General features: G+C 59.6%; 18 protein-coding genes and 2 pseudogenes. 10 read left to right on the top strand and 10 right to left on the bottom strand.

The window, feature by feature from the left end; all coding sequences use genetic code 11:
• Positions 1–304 precede the first annotated feature (304 nt).
• Positions 305–1,726 (top strand): 3-isopropylmalate dehydratase large subunit, encoded by a 1,422-nt coding sequence (leuC, locus tag BLU63_RS00550; protein ID WP_083374677.1) that lies wholly within the window; start codon positions 305–307, stop codon positions 1,724–1,726.
• Positions 1,723–2,337 (top strand): 3-isopropylmalate dehydratase small subunit, encoded by a 615-nt coding sequence (leuD, locus tag BLU63_RS00545; RefSeq protein ID WP_083374676.1) that lies wholly within the window; start codon positions 1,723–1,725, stop codon positions 2,335–2,337. The genes leuC and leuD overlap by 4 nt, the downstream gene beginning before the upstream one ends.
• Before the next feature lie 96 nt (positions 2,338–2,433).
• On the opposite strand, the gene BLU63_RS00540 is transcribed toward leuD, so the two are convergent.
• From BLU63_RS00540 to BLU63_RS00530, 3 genes are all read right to left on the bottom strand, one after another.
• Positions 2,434–3,384 carry a LysR substrate-binding domain-containing protein gene (locus BLU63_RS00540; protein WP_077747879.1) on the bottom strand — a complete coding sequence of 317 codons (951 nt, stop codon included), beginning with the start codon at positions 3,382–3,384 and terminating at the stop codon, positions 2,434–2,436.
• A gap of 18 nt (positions 3,385–3,402) precedes the next feature.
• A complete protein-coding gene (locus BLU63_RS00535) occupies positions 3,403–4,278 on the bottom strand; it encodes an alpha/beta fold hydrolase (RefSeq protein WP_083374675.1) in 876 nt (291 codons plus the stop codon).
• Between the two features lie 241 nt (positions 4,279–4,519).
• Positions 4,520–4,978: a VOC family protein gene (locus BLU63_RS00530; protein WP_010461157.1), complete on the bottom strand. Its 459-nt coding sequence runs from the start codon at positions 4,976–4,978 to the stop codon at positions 4,520–4,522.
• Positions 4,979–5,098: 120 nt separating this feature from the next.
• Here BLU63_RS00530 and BLU63_RS33595 point away from each other — a divergent pair.
• Positions 5,099–5,185: pseudogene (locus tag BLU63_RS33595) on the top strand (MetQ/NlpA family ABC transporter substrate-binding protein); the annotation flags it as partial.
• A 118-nt stretch (positions 5,186–5,303) separates the two neighbouring features.
• On the opposite strand, the gene soxR reads toward BLU63_RS33595, so the two are convergent.
• Entirely contained in the window at positions 5,304–5,771 is a 468-nt protein-coding gene (gene soxR, locus BLU63_RS00525; protein WP_010461153.1) for a redox-sensitive transcriptional activator SoxR, read from the bottom strand.
• A 95-nt stretch (positions 5,772–5,866) separates the two neighbouring features.
• Here soxR and BLU63_RS00520 point away from each other — a divergent pair, with 95 nt between their 5' ends.
• Entirely contained in the window at positions 5,867–6,232 is a 366-nt protein-coding gene (locus tag BLU63_RS00520; protein ID WP_077747876.1) for an antibiotic biosynthesis monooxygenase, read from the top strand.
• On the opposite strand, the pseudogene BLU63_RS00515 reads toward BLU63_RS00520, so the two are convergent.
• A pseudogene (locus tag BLU63_RS00515) lies at positions 6,229–6,417 on the bottom strand (sigma-54-dependent Fis family transcriptional regulator); the annotation flags it as partial. The gene BLU63_RS00520 and the pseudogene BLU63_RS00515 overlap by 4 nt on opposite strands.
• A gap of 117 nt (positions 6,418–6,534) precedes the next feature.
• On the opposite strand from BLU63_RS00515, the gene BLU63_RS00510 reads away from it, so the two are divergent.
• From BLU63_RS00510 to BLU63_RS00495, 4 genes are all read left to right on the top strand, one after another.
• Positions 6,535–6,804, top strand: a complete 270-nt coding sequence (locus BLU63_RS00510) for a hypothetical protein (protein WP_083374674.1) — start codon at positions 6,535–6,537, stop codon at positions 6,802–6,804.
• A gap of 102 nt (positions 6,805–6,906) precedes the next feature.
• Entirely contained in the window at positions 6,907–7,521 is a 615-nt protein-coding gene (locus tag BLU63_RS00505) for a LysE family translocator (RefSeq protein WP_083374673.1), read from the top strand.
• Positions 7,522–7,725: 204 nt separating this feature from the next.
• The gene (locus BLU63_RS00500) at positions 7,726–8,883 is read left to right on the top strand and encodes a cysteine desulfurase family protein (protein ID WP_010461142.1); all 1,158 of its coding nucleotides are present in this window, start codon (positions 7,726–7,728) and stop codon (positions 8,881–8,883) included.
• A gap of 65 nt (positions 8,884–8,948) precedes the next feature.
• Positions 8,949–10,757: an aminopeptidase P family protein gene (locus BLU63_RS00495; RefSeq protein ID WP_083374672.1), complete on the top strand. Its 1,809-nt coding sequence runs from the start codon at positions 8,949–8,951 to the stop codon at positions 10,755–10,757.
• Here BLU63_RS00495 and BLU63_RS00490 read toward each other — a convergent pair.
• On the bottom strand, positions 10,750–11,658 hold the full coding sequence (locus tag BLU63_RS00490) for a LysR family transcriptional regulator (RefSeq protein ID WP_083374671.1): 909 nt from the start codon (positions 11,656–11,658) through the stop codon (positions 10,750–10,752). The two genes, BLU63_RS00495 and BLU63_RS00490, sit on opposite strands and share 8 nt — an antisense overlap.
• A 115-nt stretch (positions 11,659–11,773) precedes the next feature.
• Between BLU63_RS00490 and BLU63_RS00485 the strand changes: the two genes are divergently transcribed.
• Positions 11,774–12,772: a zinc-dependent alcohol dehydrogenase family protein gene (locus tag BLU63_RS00485; RefSeq protein WP_083374670.1), complete on the top strand. Its 999-nt coding sequence runs from the start codon at positions 11,774–11,776 to the stop codon at positions 12,770–12,772.
• Here the strand turns inward: BLU63_RS00485 and BLU63_RS00480 are convergent.
• Positions 12,769–13,359 (bottom strand): 2-hydroxychromene-2-carboxylate isomerase, encoded by a 591-nt coding sequence (locus BLU63_RS00480; RefSeq protein WP_083374669.1) that lies wholly within the window; start codon positions 13,357–13,359, stop codon positions 12,769–12,771. The genes BLU63_RS00485 and BLU63_RS00480 overlap by 4 nt on opposite strands.
• A 39-nt stretch (positions 13,360–13,398) precedes the next feature.
• Positions 13,399–14,127 carry an SDR family oxidoreductase gene (locus BLU63_RS00475; RefSeq protein ID WP_083374668.1) on the bottom strand — a complete coding sequence of 243 codons (729 nt, stop codon included), beginning with the start codon at positions 14,125–14,127 and terminating at the stop codon, positions 13,399–13,401.
• 92 nt (positions 14,128–14,219) lie between these two features.
• Here BLU63_RS00475 and BLU63_RS00470 point away from each other — a divergent pair, with 92 nt between their 5' ends.
• The gene (locus tag BLU63_RS00470) at positions 14,220–14,792 is read left to right on the top strand and encodes a TetR/AcrR family transcriptional regulator (RefSeq protein ID WP_077747872.1); all 573 of its coding nucleotides are present in this window, start codon (positions 14,220–14,222) and stop codon (positions 14,790–14,792) included.
• On the opposite strand, the gene BLU63_RS00465 is transcribed toward BLU63_RS00470, so the two are convergent.
• Positions 14,779–15,060, bottom strand: a complete 282-nt coding sequence (locus BLU63_RS00465) for a hypothetical protein (protein WP_010461128.1) — start codon at positions 15,058–15,060, stop codon at positions 14,779–14,781. The two genes, BLU63_RS00470 and BLU63_RS00465, sit on opposite strands and share 14 nt — an antisense overlap.
• A gap of 168 nt (positions 15,061–15,228) precedes the next feature.
• Positions 15,229–16,116 (bottom strand): threonine/homoserine exporter RhtA, encoded by an 888-nt coding sequence (gene rhtA / locus BLU63_RS00460; RefSeq protein WP_010461127.1) that lies wholly within the window; start codon positions 16,114–16,116, stop codon positions 15,229–15,231.
• Positions 16,117–16,699: the final 583 nt, after the last annotated feature.

Genomic DNA, 16,699 nt, shown 5'->3' with positions numbered 1-16,699 from the left:
GCATCTATATAGGACGGATGAGGAACGGAAATCCCGAACGACAATGTGAAAGAAAATGTTTCGCGTTCCGGTCGGCGCGCAGACAACCCCTGTAGGAGCGAGCCTGCTCGCGATAGCGGTCGTTCAGCCCGCTTCAACGTGACTGGCACACCGCTATCGCGAGCAGGCTCACTCCTACAGGGGGGGGACCGATCCAACACGAACCATGGTTCACGGGATCACTGTCCGGCCATTGATGGCGATGTCCTACTCCCTAAGATGGAGCTCAGACGCCTTTCACCCGCGAGCCTGAGCGAGCCTTTCCATGCCTCCAGCAAGAACTCTCTACGACAAACACATCGATTCCCACACGGTGTGTCGCCTCGATGACCAGGGTCACGTCCTGTTGTACATCGATCGCCAGGTCATCAACGAATACACCAGCCCCCAAGCGTTCAGCGGGTTGCGCGAGGCCGGACGCGGGGTCTGGCGGGCCGGCACCGCGCTGGCGGTGGTCGATCACGTCAACCCCACCGCCCCGGTGCGCATCGCCGCGATGCCGGACCCCGGCGGCGCGCGACAGGTGTCGTACCTGGCGGAAAACTGCCGTGATTTCGGCATCGAACTGCTCGACATCCTCAACAAACGCCAAGGCATCGAACACGTCATTGCGCCGGAGCAGGGTTTCATTCTGCCGGGCATGGTCATCGCGGCGGGCGACAGCCACACCACAACCTATGGCGCCCTCGGTGCGTTTGGTTTCGGCATCGGCACCTCGGAAATCGAGCACCTGCTGGCGTCTCAGACGCTGGTCTACAAACGCCTGAAAAGCATGCGCGTGACGGTGGAGGGGGCGCTGGCGCCGGGGCTGACGTCCAAGGATGTAATCATGGCGCTGATCGGCCAGATCGGCGCCTCGGGTGCCACCGGCTACGCCATCGAGTTTCGCGGTTCGACCATCGATGCCTTGAGCGTCGAAGCACGCATGACCATCTGCAACATGGCCGTCGAGGCCGGGGCGCGGGGGGCGTTCATGGCCCCGGACGAGAAAGTCTTCGCCTACCTCAAGGGCAAACCCCGCGCACCCAAAGGCGTGTTGTGGGAGCAAGCGGTGGAGAAGTGGCGCGCCTTGCACAGCGATGCGGGCGCGCACTTCGACCGTGAAGTCCAGGTGGACGCCAGCGCTCTGGAACCGATGGTGACGTGGGGCACCAGTCCGGACCAGGCTTCCCCGATCGGCGCGTGCGTGCCAGACCCGCAAGACATCAGTGACCTGATCCTGCGTCAGGACATGCGCCGCGCCCTGAATTACATGGGCCTCGAAGCCGGGATGCCGCTGAGCGACATCGTCATCAGCCACGCCTTTATCGGCTCCTGCACCAACGCGCGCATCGAAGACCTGCGCGACGCCGCCAGCGTGGTGCGTGGCAAACATGTCGCCGGGCACGTGCGAGCGATGATCGTGCCGGGGTCCACCGAAGTGCGCAATCAGGCGGAGGCCGAAGGCCTGGCGGCGATCTTTATCGAGGCCGGGTTCGAGTGGCGCCAGTCCGGGTGCTCGATGTGCCTGGCGATGAACGACGACGTGCTGGCGCCGGGCGACCGCTGCGCCTCCAGCACCAACCGCAATTTCGAAGGCCGTCAGGGCGCGGGCGCGCGCACGCACCTGATGAGCCCGGCCATGGTCGCCGCCGCGGCGATCACCGGCCGCCTCACCGACATCCGTCACTTTGGAGACCGCGCATGAGCCTGCAACCCTTCACCCAGGTCACCGGCCAGGCGGCGCCGATGCTCGCCGCCAATATCGACACCGACGTGATCATGCCCAAGCAGTTTCTCAAGGGCATCGACCGCGCCGGGCTGGATCGCGGTTTGTTTTTTGACCTGCGATTTCTGCCCGACGGTTCACCAAACCCTGAGTTCGTGCTGAACCAACCGGCGTGGCAAGGCGCACGTTTCATGGTGGTCGGGCCGAACTTTGGCTGTGGGTCGAGCCGCGAACACGCGGTCTGGGGCTTGCGGCAGATGGGGATTCGGGCGTTGATCGGCAGTAGCTTTGCCGGGATTTTCTATGATAACTGCCAGCGAAATGGAGTGTTGCTGATCACCCTTGATGAGGCCGTATCGCAGCGGCTTGGGCACGTGGTCAGTCAGCCGGATAGCGCGCTCATCAACGTTGATCTCGAGGCACAGGAAATTCGCCTCCACGACGGTAAAGTCATCTCGTTCGAGATCGACACCCTGCGCAAAACCGCACTGCTGCTGGGCCTCGACGCCATCGGCAGCACCCTGCAGCGCAGCGAGCAAATCAAAGCCTTCGAACGTAATCACCTGGCTGCCAACCCCTGGCTGAGCTGAAACCGCCTTCGTGGGCAAGCCTCTCTTCTTTAGGTTCTGCGCAATCCTTGTAGGAGCGAGGCTTGCCCGCGAAAGGGCCCGCCCTGACACAACCAATCAAACCGACAACCCCTTGAAATGCTCCTGCAAAAACTCCACACACGCCCGCAGCTTCCCCGAGTACGCCAGCCGCGTCGGGTACACCGCCCAGACGTTGGCGCTCTGACTGTATTCGGGCAGCAACTGCACCAGCCGCCCCTGATCCAGCAGCGGTTTCACGTCCCACAATGACCGCAGCACCACACCGCGCCCGTCCAGTGCCCACTGCAAGACAATCTCGCCGTTGTTGGATGACAGCGGGCCGCTGACCCGCACGCTTTCTTGAACCCCGTTGCGTTCCAGGTTCCAGATGCCGAACGCGTTGTCGCGCTCCTTGATCACCAGGCAATGATGCTGCTCCAGTTCATTTAAGGTCTGCGGCATGCCCTGCCGTTGCAGGTAACCGGGCGCTGCGCAGACAACCCGTCGATTGCTCACCAACTGCCGACCGATGTGCTGGCCGGGAATGTCGTCACCGACACGGATCTCAAGATCGAAGCCTTCATTGACGATGTCCACCACCCGGTCGAACAGGTCGAGGCGAATCTCCAGCTCCGGATAACGCTCGGCCAGCAACGAAACGGCTGGCGCCACGTGATGACGGCCGAAACCGAAACTGCTGCACAGATGCAGGCGCCCGCGAGGGCTGTCGTGGGCGTCGGAGAGTTCGTCGTGCAGTTGCTGGAAGTCATCGAGAATGCGCAACGCCCAGCGCTGGACCCGTTCACCGTCCTCGGTCAGGGCGATGCGGCGACTGGTGCGATGGAGCAGGCGGGTGCCGAGGGTGGTTTCGAGAATCTGGATGCGCTTGCTGACATAGGCGGGCGACAGGCCCAGCTCATCGGCCGCGGCGGCGAAACCGCTCTTGCGGATCACGGTGAGGAGTACACGCAGGTCTTCGGGTAGGGGCACGTTGTCTTTCTTGGTGGTCATGGCAGAACGAACACTGGCGGCATGAGCCGCCAGCATAGCAGCGGGACTCAGCGATCAGCGCAGGAAACCCAGCACTTCGGCGAGCAGCAGTTCGGGGATTTCTTCAGCGATGTAATGGCCGGCGGGCAAGGCTTTGCCACGCACGTCGGTCGCCACGTGTTGCCATTCCTTGAGTGGCTCGAAACAGCGCCCGACCGTGCCTTCTGCACCCCATAGCACCAGTAACGGCAGGTGCAGATATTTACCTGCCTGGATATCGGCGCGGTCATGTTCCAGATCGATGCTGGCGCTGGCGCGGTAGTCCTCGCAGATGCCGCGCGCGGTGCCCTGCAGTTGCAGGCAGCGCAGGTATTCGCCGAAGGCATCGGCGGTGAACGGCTTGAGCCCGGCGCTGCGACTGCCCATCACGCTGCGCAGATAGGCGTCGGGGTCGGCTTCGATCAGGGTTTCCGGCAGCGGGGCCGGACGGATCAGAAAGAACCAGTGCCAGTAGGCGCGGGCAAAGGCTTCGTTGGTTTGCGCGTACATCGACAGGGTGGGAGCGATGTCCAGCAGCACCATGCGTTGCACGGCAGCGGGATGATCCAGCGCCAGGCGATGGGCTACGCGAGCGCCACGGTCATGGGCCAGCACCGAGAACTGCTCGAAGCCCAGGGCCTTCATCAGCTCGACGCTGTCCTTGGCCATTTCTCGTTTGGAGTAGTGGGTGTGGTGGTCGCTGGCCGGTGGTTTGCTGCTGTCACCGTAACCGCGCAAGTCGGCGGCGATCACGGTGAAGTGCTCGGCCAGTTGCTCGGCAACCTTGTGCCAGATGACGTGGGTCTGCGGGTGACCGTGCAGCAACAGCAGGCCAGGTCCGCTGCCGCCGATGCGGTAGGCAATGTCCACACCGTTGACGTGGCGCTGGTCTTTCAGGAATCCGGCGAACATGAGGCGAGTCCTTGTTGTAGTGGTCTGCATCCTGAAAGTGTTGCGCCGTGAGGGCAAGGCGTGAAACGTGGTGCGCTTGTTCATGAAGTGTGTTCGAGGGATCTGTGGTGTCAGGGATGCCGCCTCCGCGGGCAAGCCTCGCTCCTAAGGGGGATTGTTTCGTTCGCAAATATCCGGAACCACACCCCCCCTGTAGGAGCGAGGCTTGCCCGCGAAGAGGCACGCTCAGACATTGAATGATTCAACCCTGCTGAAACATCTCCTTGGCCCGCTGCTCGATCTGCTCCTGAGTCAAATCCTCCTTGCGCGTGGCCAGGAACCACAAATGCCCATAGGGATCTTTCAACGTCCCTGAACGGTCGCCATAAAACTGATCCTTGACCTCGGACACCACCGTTCCACCCGCCGCGATTGCCTGTTTATAGGACTTGTCCACATCGGTCACATACAAATGCAGCCCCACGGACGGCGATGTGTCGGGATTGCTTAACGGCCCTTGATCGCACGGCGTACCGAGCATGATCGGGCAATCGCCAATCCTCAGCTCGGCGTGGCCAATCCCGCCATCAGGCATGGACAGACGCATGACTTCCGTGGCGCCAAAAGCCTTCTTGTAGAACTCGATGGCTTCGGCCGCTTTTTGAATGCCCAGATAAGGCGTGATGCTGTGATAACCCTCTGGAATGGGTTTGACGCTCATGACGGTTCTCCCTTGTTGTTGTGAATTGAAGGTGTTCCTTCGCCGATTTCCGGTCGGATAACTATAGGTCAGCGCTTTTTGCGCCACTGAGTGCCCGACGAGCAGCAGCGCCACTGTTTGCAGAAACGGGACAAGGCGTTGAGCTCCGATGAGTTTCGGCAGTTCATCCTGACCCGCTGCAAAGGACAGATTGCGCCGGGTTTCTAAGCTTTCGGTCTGCCTTGAGGACGTCTTCGCGGGCAAGCCTCGCTCCTACAGGTTTTGTGTCGTTCGCCAGTAACACGCAATCCTGTAGGCGCGAGGCTTGCGCGCGAAGGCCACGCCGCTATTTCGGATCTGCCCCAGATTCCAACAGCTGCGCCCCCGGCCCCTGTTCCCCCAGCACATCGCCAAAGTTACGCAACGGACACGCCTCCATCGACAGACACCCGCAGCCGATACAGCCATTGAGCTTGTCCCGCAGCAAGGTCAATTGACTGATCCGCTCATCCAGATCCCGACTCCACTGCGCCGACATCACCTTCCAGTCCGCCGCCGTCGGCGCTCGGTTATCCGGCAAGGCTTTCAGTGCCTCGCCAATCTCCGCCAACGGAATTCCCAGCCGCTGCGCGACTTTGATCAACGCCACCCGCCGCAGCACTTCCCGCGGATAACGCCGCTGGTTGCCCTGATTGCGATTGCTTTTGATCAACCCCTTGGACTCGTAAAAGTGCAGGGCCGTGACCGCCACGCCGCTGCGCGCGGCCAATTGGCCGACAGTGAGTTCCTTGTGCAGATGTTCCGGGGTGATCATTTGAAAAATGCCTCTTGACCTCTAGTTAAGTCGAGGTTTTACCCTGCACGCCTTCGGATCGCAAGGTCCGGCTTACACGCCAGTGGGGACTCTTCATGCAAGCGCCAGAGAAAAATCGCAGCTTCACCCAGTTGATCGAATTCGAGATCGAACCCCATCAGCAACCCGCGTTGGTGTCGGCCTTGTCAAAGCAGACCGAGCGCCTGGCCCAAGGCTACAGCGGGTTTTTGAGTGCGAGCATCCAGGCCAGCGACGACGGTCGGCGGGTGCTCAACTACCTGCAATGGCAAACTCGCGAGGCGGGGGAAGCCGCGTTTCAGAGCTTTGAAAGCGGCGAGCAGGATTTCTGGCAGCTGATTCGCGCGCATCAGGCGAAAACCGTGACGTTCGGCTCGTTCCAGGTGTTGCACAGTCTGGAACGTAGCCATGACAACGCGCTGCACTGCAATCTGGTGAGTTAAATCGACAATTGCATCAGGCGCTCGCCTTGCACGTTTTCCGTGGGCCGGCGCTTGTTCACCGCCCGTTCGCCGATCTTGATCAGTCGTGTGCGCGTGACGTTGTGGCTCAAGCCCAGCAGGGCAGCGGTGTGCACCTGGTTGTAATGGCTGAGGCGATACGCTGCGCGCAACAACGTGTGTTCAATGGTTAAACGGTATTAGCCAAATTCGATAGCCACTATCGAGAGCGTTGATTTCTGCCCTTCGAAGGGGGCGGGTAGCCTGTGTTCATTGCCCCGAACCCAGATGCCAGGACGCCACCCATGAAACCTCTAATCGCCACTTTCCTGCTGCTCGCGGTCTCCGCTCTTGCCGGATGTGCCAGCCATGTTTCGCCCGAATTGCGACCCTATACCGCTGAAGAAACTCGGGAACTGGCGCTGGAGGACTTGAATCGTCGCGGTTTGTCCTTCGACGAGTACCATGCGAAAAAAGCCGAATTGCTCGGCCTGCCGCAAAAACCGGTCGGTTTCGACAAACATGGCGAGATGAACGCTGAACGTGCTGTACAGCTTCACGGTCGTCCAAGCTGATCTCAAACTGTACCGTTCGAAGTTTCACGTAACTGTCCATGGGTTTCCCCGGAGGCGTGCGATAGGGTCAACACCTGACTGACCCTGATTGGACTGCCGCTCATGACGCTCTCGCTCGATCTGCTGCTGGGCTTCGCCCTGTTTGCCCTCGTCACCTCGATTACCCCTGGCCCGAACAACACCATGTTGCTGGCATCGGGCGTGAATTTCGGCTTTCACCGCACCATTCCGCACATGCTGGGCATCACTTGCGGCTTCTTTGTCCTCGTCCTCGCGGTCGGTTTCGGGCTGGGTGCCGTGTTTCAAACCTACCCGTTGCTCTATACGGTTCTGCGTTATGTGGGCGCGGCGTACTTGCTGTACCTGGCGTGGAAAATCGCCCATTCCGGTCCGGTCTCCGAGAATGAAAAGGGCGACAGCAAACCCATCAGCTATCTCGGAGCGGCGGCGTTTCAGTGGGTCAATCCCAAGGCGTGGATCATGGCCATCGGTGCCATCAGCACCTACACGCCGATGCAGGGCTACTTCACCAATGTGATCGTGATTGCTGCGGTCTTTGCCTTGATCAATCTGCCGAGCGTCGGCGTCTGGGCCGGATGCGGCACGTTGTTGCGCAATGTGTTGAAGGATCGTCGCTGGTTGCGCCTGTTCAACTGGGGCATGGCCCTGCTGTTGGTGGCTTCGCTGTATCCGTTGTTGCTCGAGAGCTTTAGCTGACACATCGCTTCAACCGGTTGGCCGATGCCTGTTAAGCTCGACTTCAGGAGCGTTCCTACGCACTTTTAAATGAAGTTGTCCTTCTTTAACGGCCTCCGATCAGGTATTTCTAACGCACTGAACGGTCAGCGCAGCTCACGAGGCTGCGCTTTGATGTTTCAGTGACGAGCCTCCTGATCCCGGAACATGCTCTGCGAGTCTTCTATGAATAAACGTCCTCTGTATTTTGACTACGCCGCCACCACGCCGGTGGATGAGCGGGTCATCAAGGTCATGGTCGAGTGTCTGGGTTTCAACGGAAACTTTGGCAACCCGGCGTCCAGCTCCCATGCCTTCGGCCAGCAGGCCCGGCAAACGGTCGAGCAGGCGCGGCGTCAGGTCGCCGAACTGGTCGGCGCTCAGGCGGACCAGATCGTCTGGACCTCCGGCGCCACCGAATCGAACAACCTTGCCCTCAAGGGCGTGGCCCAGGCCCGCGGGGTGTCCGGCGGACACATCATTACCAGCCAGATCGAACACAAGGCAATCCTCGATACGGCGAAACAGTTGCAGGACACAGGCGTTGCCGTGACGTATCTGGTGCCTGACGCCGAGGGCCTGATTACCCCGCAAGCGGTCAGCGAGGCGATGCGCGAAGACACCTTTCTGGTGTCGCTGATGCTGGTCAACAATGAACTGGGCACCGTCAATGACATTGCAGCCATCGGCCAGGTGGTGCGTGATCGTGATGCGCTGTTCCATGTCGACGCCGCCCAGGGCGCGGGCAAAGTGGCAATCGATCTTGCCCGCTTGCCGGTGGACCTGATGTCGTTTTCGGCGCACAAGATCTACGGCCCTAAAGGCATCGGCGCCCTGTACGTCGGCCCGCGCGCGCACCAGCGTTTGCTGGCGCAGATTCACGGTGGCGGTCACGAGGGCGGTTTGCGTTCCGGCACCTTGGCGACTCATCAGATTGCTGCGATGGGTGTGGCCTTCGCCTTGGCGGCGGCCGCATTCGACGAGGAAAAAGCCACGATCGTGCGGCTCCGCGAACGCTTGCTCGAGCAACTGCTGAGCATCCCCGGCGTGCGGCTCAATGGCAGCCCGACCCAACGCATTCCTCATACCCTGAGCCTGACCTTCAACGAAGGCGAGTTCAATTCTGCGGCGCTGAGCAGCTCGATCGCGTTTTCTGCGACCTCGGCCTGTAACTCCGCCAGCAATGCCCCGTCCCATGTGCTGCTGGCCCTGGGGCATGACGCCCGCTCGGCGGGTCGCACGATTCGCTTGAGCCTCGGCCGGTTCACCACCGAACAGGATGTCGACCAAGCGGCACAACTGATTAAAGCGGCCTGCGCCAGTGCTCCGGCATTCTGGCAATAAGGCCTGAAAGTGTCGGCACTGATCGGCACTCAACAATAATGATGAAGTGATTAGCAGGAGACATGATGAGTACGCAGCCTTCGATCAATGGATCGGTGCCCCAACGTTTGGCGCAAACCCGCGAGCTGATGAGCCGGGAGGGCATTCATGCCCTGCTGGTGCCGTCGGCCGATCCGCACTTGTCGGAATACCTGCCGGGCTATTGGCAAGGGCGGCAGTGGTTGTCGGGCTTTCATGGCTCGGTCGGCACACTGATCGTGACCCCGGACTTTGCCGGCGTCTGGGCCGACAGCCGTTACTGGGAACAAGCGAGCAAGGAACTCAAGGGCAGCGGCATTGAACTGGTCAAGCTGCAGCCGGGCCAGCCTGGCCCGCTGGACTGGTTGGCCGAGCAAACCCCTGAAGGCGGTGTCGTCGCGGTAGATGGCGCGGTGATGGCCGTGGCGTCGGCGCGGACGCTGGGCGGCAAACTTGAAGAACGTGGCGCACGTCTGCGCACTGACATCGACCTGTTGAGCGAAGTCTGGAGCGACCGCCCGACGCTGCCGAATGAGCCGATCTACCAGCACTTGCCACCGCAGGCGACGGTCAGTCGGGGTGAAAAGCTCGCGAAATTGCGTGAGGTGTTGAAAGATCGTGGTGCTGACTGGCACTTCATTGCCACCCTGGATGACATCGCCTGGCTGTTCAACCTGCGTGGCGGCGACGTGTCGTTCAACCCGGTATTCGTGTCCTTCGCGCTGATCAGTCAAGAGCAGGCCACTCTGTTCGTGGCCCTGAGCAAGGTCAATGCCGAGCTGCGTGCGGTCCTCGAACAAGACGGCGTGACCCTGCGCGATTACAGCGAAGTGGCCGACGCCTTGCGCGCCGTGCCGAGCGGCGCGAGCTTGCAAGTCGATCCGGCGCGCGTGACGGCCGGTTTGCTGGATAACCTGAACAGCGGCGTGAAACTGGTCGAAGGTCTGAACCCGACCACGTTGGCCAAATCACAGAAAAGCCTGGCCGATGCCGGGCACATTCGTCAGGCCATGGAGCAGGACGGCGCGGCGCTGTGCGAGTTCTTCACCTGGCTGGACTCGGCGTTGGGTCGTGAGCGCATCACCGAACTGACCATCGACGAACACCTGACGGCCGCGCGTACCCGACGTCCGGGTTATGTGTCGCTGAGTTTCAACACCATTGCCGCGTTCAACGCCAATGGCGCGATGCCGCACTACCACGCAACCGAAGAAGAGCACGCGGTGATCGAAGGCGACGGTCTGTTGCTGATCGACTCCGGCGGCCAATACCTGGGCGGTACCACCGACATCACGCGGATGGTGCCGGTCGGTACGCCGACGGATGAGCAGAAACGCGATTGCACGCGGGTGCTCAAGGGCGTCATCGCGCTGTCCCGTGCGCAATTCCCTCGTGGCATTCTCTCGCCTTTGCTCGACTCGATTGCCCGCGCGCCGATCTGGGCTGAAAGTGTTGATTACGGACACGGCACCGGTCACGGCGTCGGCTACTTCCTCAATGTGCACGAAGGCCCGCAGGTCATTGCCTATCAGGCCGCCGCAGCACCGCAAACCGCGATGCAGCCGGGCATGATTACCTCCATCGAACCGGGCACCTACCGACCGGGCCGTTGGGGTGTACGGATCGAAAACCTGGTGTTGAACACCGAAGCGGGCAAGAGCGAATTCGGTGAGTTCCTGAAATTCGAAACCCTGACCCTGTGCCCGATTGACACTCGCTGTCTGGAACCGTCGCTGCTGACTGACGACGAAAAGCAGTGGTTCAACGCCTACCACGCCGAGGTGCGCCAGCGCTTGAGCCCGTTGCTCGAAGGCGCAGCCCTTGAGTGGTTGAACACCCGGACTGCAGCTATTTGACCGGTTGGAGTTCAGGCGCTGTTTCGAGCGCCTGACTCATGTAGTCGACAAAGGCTTTGACCCTGGCGGATTGGCGACGATTCGCTGGGGACATGGCATGAATCGGCAGCGACTGCGCGGTGTAGTCCTGCAAAATCGCAGTCACTCGCCCGGCGTTCAGATCCTCACTGAACAACCATACCGGCGACAAAGCAATTCCCAATCCTCCCAGCACCATCTCGCGGATCGCCTCTGAGTTGTTGCTTTTTGCATTGCCCTTGATCCGCACCTCATGATGCTGGGCTCCGCTTTCGTAAACCCATAGGTTCTGACTGTTCAGCAGGTTGAATTGCAGGCAATTGTGTCCGCGCAGTTCCTCTGGTGTTTGCGGCTGGCCGTGTTGCTTGAGGTAGCCTGGCGCAGCAACGGTCACTCGGTGGGTGGTGCCTATGCGGCGGGCGATGAGACCGCTGTCGGTCAATTCGCCGATTCTGAACGTGACGTCGAGGCCTTCGCTGACCAGGTCCTGATTCTGGTCACTGAGTTGCAGGTCTATCTGCACCTGGGGGTGTTGTTTCAGAAACTCAGGAAGCCGCGGTGCAATCTGCAATCGCCCGAAACTGACCGAGGAACCGATCTTCAGGTTCCCGGCAACGGTTTCGCGTCCTGAATGAAAACTGTGTTCCGCCGCGTCCACGGCCGCGAGGATTTGTCGGCACTCGCTGTAGTACCGCTGACCTTCGTCAGTCAGCGAGAGTTGACGCGTGCTGCGGGATATCAGCTTCCCGCCCAGTTCAGTTTCCAGCGCCCTTAGCACTTTGCTGATGGTTGGCTGGCTGGTCTGCATCTCCCTGGCAACGGCAGAAAAGCTGCCGCGCTCGACGACCCGGACGAAGATGGCCATTGCATTGAGTTTGTCCATGGGGTTTCTCATTGATGCCAAATGGGCATGGTCACTATAGCGATACAGCGTCTTATCGGCATGAGTGAGTGGGAGGAAGATCGTCCTACCGCCACCTCTGACAGGAATTTGCGAAATGACTGACTCACTTCAAATGCGTGCTCTGATTGTTGATGTGGCCAACGGGCCGTTACGCTTGGTTTCCATCCCGCGACCTGTGCCAGGGCCGGGTCAGGTGTTGGTCAGGATCAAAGCCAGTGGAGTGAATCCGCTGGATGGAAAAATTCGTTCGGGTCAGGCGGCTCATGCGCGTCAGCCCTTGCCAGCGGTGCTGGGCATGGATCTGGCCGGGACGATCGATACATTAGGGGAGGGCGTAAGTGGATGGCTGCCGGGTGATGAGGTCTACGCGATGGCGACCGGAATCGGCGGTGCGCAAGGTTCGCTTGCGCAGTTCGCGGTGGTTGATGCGCGTCTGCTGGCGCACAAACCGGGCAATCTGAGTATGCGTGAGACCGCCGGGTTACCCCTGGTGTTGATAACCGCATGGGAAGGATTGGTAGATCGGGCTCGAGTGCGTGCCGGTCAGAAGGTGCTGATCCATGGCGGTGCCGGGGGTGTCGGGCACGTGGCGGTGCAAATAGCCCGGGCTTTCGGTGCTGAAGTATTCGCCACGGGCTCTGCGGGTCAGCAGGCAATCATCGAAAGCTTCGGTGCGACGTTTATCGACTACCGCAAGTCTTCGGTTGAGGACTATGTGGCGGAGCACACGGGGGGAGAGGGGTTCGATATAGTCTATGACACGGTGGGCGGTGAAACGCTGGATGCTTCCTTCAAGGCTGCTCGGGTCTACGAGGGGCATGTGGTGAGCTGTCTTGGATGGGGGCAGCACAGTCTGGCACCGTTGTCGTTTCGGGCCGCGACTTACTCCGGAGTGTTTACCTTGTTGCCTTTATTGACTGGCAAGGGCGGCGAGCACCACGGACAGATCCTTCGGGACGCCGCGAAGTTGATTGAGGCCGGTAAGCTGAAGCCGTTGCTTGACCCGCGGCAGTTCACATTGCAAACCGCCGAGGCCGCCCATGAACTGCTCGCTGGTGGAGCGGCTCAAGGTCGTTTGGTCATCGAGATTTAACGCAGGGCCTCAAGGACGAAGTCCAGTCGATCCTGACCGAAGAACATCTGATCGCCGATAAACATGCACGGTGCGCCGAATACACCGCGCTGGACCGCTTGCTCGGTGTTGTCCTTGAGAGCGGCTTTGACGTCCTCATCGGCGGTAAGGGCCAGTACTTCTTTTGGATCGAAACCATTTCGCGTCAGCACGGCTGCAACAGTCGCCGGATCATCGAGGCTGCGTCCCTCGACCCAGAGTGCGTGGAACAGACAATCGATAAACGCGTGGAAGCGTTCGGGATGACGTAATTGCATACCGGTGACGGCGCGCATCAGCATCAGGGTATTGATAGGGAAGTGCGGGTTGAACTTCAGTGGCACGCCGTATCGTTTGGCGTAGCGGTCGAGGTCCTGAAACATGTAGCGACCTTTGGCCGGGATGGTTGCCGGTGAAGCGTTGCCCGTGGCTTTGAAGACCCCGCCCAGCAGCATGGGTTTGTAGACCAGCTGGCTGTCGGTCTGCTCGCAGATCTTCGGTAATTGGGTATACGCCAGGTAGGTGGCGGGGCTGCCTAAATCGAAAAAAAACTCCACGGTTTTGCTCATGGTCGGTGCGCTCTGCTTATTGTTGTAGGGGAGGAGGGCTTACCAGCGTTCGTTCCAGGGGCGCAGATCCAGCTCGAAAGTCCACGCGTCCCGGGGCTGGCAGTGCAAGTACCAATAGTTCTCGGCGATGTGCTCGGGATTGAGGATGCCGTCCTCGTCCTTGGTCGCGTACTTTTCCGGAAAACTGTTGCGGATGAAATCAGTATCGATGGCGCCGTCGACGACGACATGGGCAACGTGAATATTCATCGGCCCCAGCTCGCGGGCCATGCTTTGAGCCAGTGCGCGAATCCCGTGCTTGGCGCCGGCGAAGGCTGCAAATCCTGCCGCTCCGCGCAAGCCAGCGGTGGCGCCGGTGAACAGAATCGTGCCGCGTTGGCGCCTGGCCATCCGCTTGGCCACTTCACGGGCATTGAGAAAACCTGAGAAACAGGCCATTTCCCAGATCTTGAAATACTTGCGGGCAGTTTCTTCGAGAATGCTGCACGGCACATTGGCGCCGATGTTGAAAACAAACGCTTCGATGGGGCCGATCTCGGTCTCAATCTGCTCGACCAGCGCAATCACATCCTCTTCCTTACGTGCATCACAGGCAAATCCGTGGGCGTCACCGCCATTGGCCTTGATTGCATCGACCAATGGCTGGAGTTTGTCCGCGCTACGACGAGTGACGCAGGCAATGAAACCTTCCTGTGCAAAACGTTTGGCAATCGCGCCGCCGGTGGCATCACCGGCGCCGACAACCAGTACGACCTTCTTATTATTCATGGGTAGATCCCTTTGATGAACGATCGTTAACTGAACGAACGTTATGCTAGGATTTGGCATGCGTCAAGACAGTCAATCCTGAGGGCAAGGCAATGCGTTACTCGGCCAATCACAAGCTGGAAACAAGAGAGAAACTGCTGACAAGCAGCGCGGTGTCGGCCAAAAAATCCGGTTTTTCCACGGTAGGCGTCGACGGGCTGATGAAGGCGATCGGCTTGAGTGGTGCTGCTTTCTACAGTCACTTTTCGTCGAAGGACGAACTGTTCGCTTCGATCGTCGAACGCGAGTTGTGCCAAAGCCTGGAGCGTTTGGGTGCTGATCAGGATTGCGACAGGCTCGAACGTTGCCTGAAGCATTATCTGAGCATGGCCCATGTCGAGCACCCGGAGTCCGGTTGTGCATTACCGGTATTGGGAGCCGAAATTGCTCGTTCAGATATCGCTGTTCGCCAGGAGGCGGAGGTCTGGATTTGTCGGCTGCAGGAGCGTTGGGCAAGTATTCTGGAAAGCGACAGTCTGGCGTGGGCGATTCTGTCGCAATGCATCGGTGCCTTGGTCGTGGCGCGAATGCTGGCCACTCCCGACATCCAGCGCACCGTGCTGAAGTCCAGTTACGATGAGATTGGCCGCCAGATTGCCGGGCGGCATCAACCTATTTGCAAATGACGATCATGCTTCGGCTGGTATAGCCGGCAGGGTTGAGACCAAATGGATAATCACCTGGTTCTTCCACGGCATCTCCCGACTTGGCGATGACCTTGTAACCCTTGGGCGCGCACGAGTTGGCGGCGCTGGTGTAGCACTTGTCCCAGGATGACGAAAGCCCTGAACAATTGATATGCAGCCCTTTCTTGCCATGTTTGACTTGTGTTTTCGATGTCGCCGCGCAACCCGCAATTGCGAGTACGGCAATCAATAGCAAAATTCGTTTCATTACTGTCCTTATAGCGCTCCCGGATCTCGCGCCCGGGTGTGGCTGCATTCGCTTTCGATTGAAGCGTTCTGATATCCCTATCCTGAAAAATCCTTGGATGACATTCGGTTGCGGGCCTAAACATGGCCTAATTGAGCGGCAAATACCAGACCTGCGTCAAATCCTGTATCAATCCGCCGCGACCGCGGGCTTGGCAGCACTTCCCATGGTCATGGTCGCCCCCACGGAAGCCAGAATGATGCACATGATCGCCATCCACTGTGACAGTGTGAGGTACTCGTGGAGAAACAGCAGGCCAGACAGCGCGCCAATAGCCGGTTCAATGCTCATCAATGTGCCGAAAGTCCGGGTTGGCATTCGGGTGAGCGCGACCATCTCCAGCGTATAGGGCAGGGCGGTGGACAGAAGGGCGACAGCGATGGCCACGGGGATCAATGACGGAGTCAGCAGGGCGGCACCGGCATGGACGATGCCGATAGGCGCGACGAACAGTGCGGCAATCATCACTCCCAGCGCTGCGGTCTGTACGCCATTGTCGGCGCCGGCCTTCTGGCCGAACAGGATGTACAGCGCCCAGCACACGCCTGCACCCAAGGCATAACTGGCGCCTGCCAGGTCGATTCCCGCACTTGTCGCTCCTGTCGGTATCAATAGCAGCAAGCCGATAGCCGCCAGGGCAATCCACAAAAAGTCGATTGCGCGGCGTGAGGCATAGATAGCCACCGCCAGTGGCCCGGTGAACTCCAGGGCGACGGCAATACCCAGGGGGACGGTGCGCAAAGACATATAGAAGAGGAAGTTCATGCCGCCCAGTGCCATCCCGTAGACGATAACGGTACGCAAGGACTTTGCGGTGAGCTTCGCCCGCCATGGGCGCAACAGGATCAGCATGATCACGCTGGCGAAGAGCAGCCGCAGGGTGGTGGTCCCCTGAGCGCCGATAATCGGGAACATGCTTTTGGCCAATGAGGCGCCGGACTGGATCGACGCCATGGCTATTAAAAGGAGGCCCACCGAGAACAGGGTCGAGACGAGGCTGCGGGGATGGTCATTCATAGCGTGGCATCGTCCGAAGTGGGAAGCGAAAGTGTTGTTCTATGGTTTGGGCAATATATTGCGCATTCGCGACGGTCGCGTCTATATATAAGCAGCGATTTTGGGCAACCTGATAGAAAAGCCAAATCAGGGGTTGACGGCAGATTCTGGAAGTCTATAATTCGCCCCACTTCCGGCGCAGTCGAAACGGAAAACTCCTTGGTAAACAAAGAGTTACGCAGTTTTCGACAGCGAGTTGCTTCAGGTCATCGAAGCCCAGAAGGAGTTGATCAAGCGGGGTTGTTTGGCTTGATTGACGGTTCGATCTTCTCGGTCGAAAGCGGAGAAAAAGAGGTGTTGACAGCAGCGAGTAACGCTGTAGAATTCGCCTCCCGCTAACGAGAGATCGGAAGCGCAAGTGGTTGAAGTTGCAAAGGAAACTTTGAAAACTTCTGAAAATAACCGCTTGACAGCAACAGAGGCTGCTGTAGAATGCGCGCCTCGGTTGAGACGAAAGATCTTAACCAACCGCTCTTTAACAACTGAATCAAGCAATTCGTGTGGGTGCTTGTGGAGTCAGACTGATAGTCAACAAGATTATCAG

This window comes from Pseudomonas mandelii (genome assembly GCF_900106065.1).
Classification (GTDB): domain Bacteria; phylum Pseudomonadota; class Gammaproteobacteria; order Pseudomonadales; family Pseudomonadaceae; genus Aquipseudomonas; species Aquipseudomonas mandelii.
The sequence above is the reverse complement of the archived record's forward strand: the minus strand, read 5'-3'. Positions and strand labels throughout refer to the sequence as shown.

Coding starts and splice junctions, on each gene's coding strand:
- BLU63_RS00535 (WP_083374675.1), bottom strand. CDS start 4,278: ATGTTCGCCGGATTCCTGAAAGACCAGCGCCACGTCAACGGTGTGGAC.
- BLU63_RS00485 (WP_083374670.1), top strand. CDS start 11,774: ATGACTGACTCACTTCAAATGCGTGCTCTGATTGTTGATGTGGCCAAC.
- soxR (WP_010461153.1), bottom strand. CDS start 5,771: ATGATCACCCCGGAACATCTGCACAAGGAACTCACTGTCGGCCAATTG.
- BLU63_RS00475 (WP_083374668.1), bottom strand. CDS start 14,127: ATGAATAATAAGAAGGTCGTACTGGTTGTCGGCGCCGGTGATGCCACC.
- leuD (WP_083374676.1), top strand. CDS start 1,723: ATGAGCCTGCAACCCTTCACCCAGGTCACCGGCCAGGCGGCGCCGATG.
- BLU63_RS00510 (WP_083374674.1), top strand. CDS start 6,535: ATGAAACCTCTAATCGCCACTTTCCTGCTGCTCGCGGTCTCCGCTCTT.
- BLU63_RS00495 (WP_083374672.1), top strand. CDS start 8,949: ATGAGTACGCAGCCTTCGATCAATGGATCGGTGCCCCAACGTTTGGCG.
- BLU63_RS00530 (WP_010461157.1), bottom strand. CDS start 4,978: ATGAGCGTCAAACCCATTCCAGAGGGTTATCACAGCATCACGCCTTAT.
- BLU63_RS00500 (WP_010461142.1), top strand. CDS start 7,726: ATGAATAAACGTCCTCTGTATTTTGACTACGCCGCCACCACGCCGGTG.
- BLU63_RS00520 (WP_077747876.1), top strand. CDS start 5,867: ATGCAAGCGCCAGAGAAAAATCGCAGCTTCACCCAGTTGATCGAATTC.
- BLU63_RS00540 (WP_077747879.1), bottom strand. CDS start 3,384: ATGCTGGCGGCTCATGCCGCCAGTGTTCGTTCTGCCATGACCACCAAG.
- BLU63_RS00480 (WP_083374669.1), bottom strand. CDS start 13,359: ATGAGCAAAACCGTGGAGTTTTTTTTCGATTTAGGCAGCCCCGCCACC.
- BLU63_RS00490 (WP_083374671.1), bottom strand. CDS start 11,658: ATGGACAAACTCAATGCAATGGCCATCTTCGTCCGGGTCGTCGAGCGC.
- BLU63_RS00465 (WP_010461128.1), bottom strand. CDS start 15,060: ATGAAACGAATTTTGCTATTGATTGCCGTACTCGCAATTGCGGGTTGC.
- BLU63_RS00470 (WP_077747872.1), top strand. CDS start 14,220: ATGCGTTACTCGGCCAATCACAAGCTGGAAACAAGAGAGAAACTGCTG.
- leuC (WP_083374677.1), top strand. CDS start 305: ATGCCTCCAGCAAGAACTCTCTACGACAAACACATCGATTCCCACACG.
- rhtA (WP_010461127.1), bottom strand. CDS start 16,116: ATGAATGACCATCCCCGCAGCCTCGTCTCGACCCTGTTCTCGGTGGGC.
- BLU63_RS00505 (WP_083374673.1), top strand. CDS start 6,907: ATGACGCTCTCGCTCGATCTGCTGCTGGGCTTCGCCCTGTTTGCCCTC.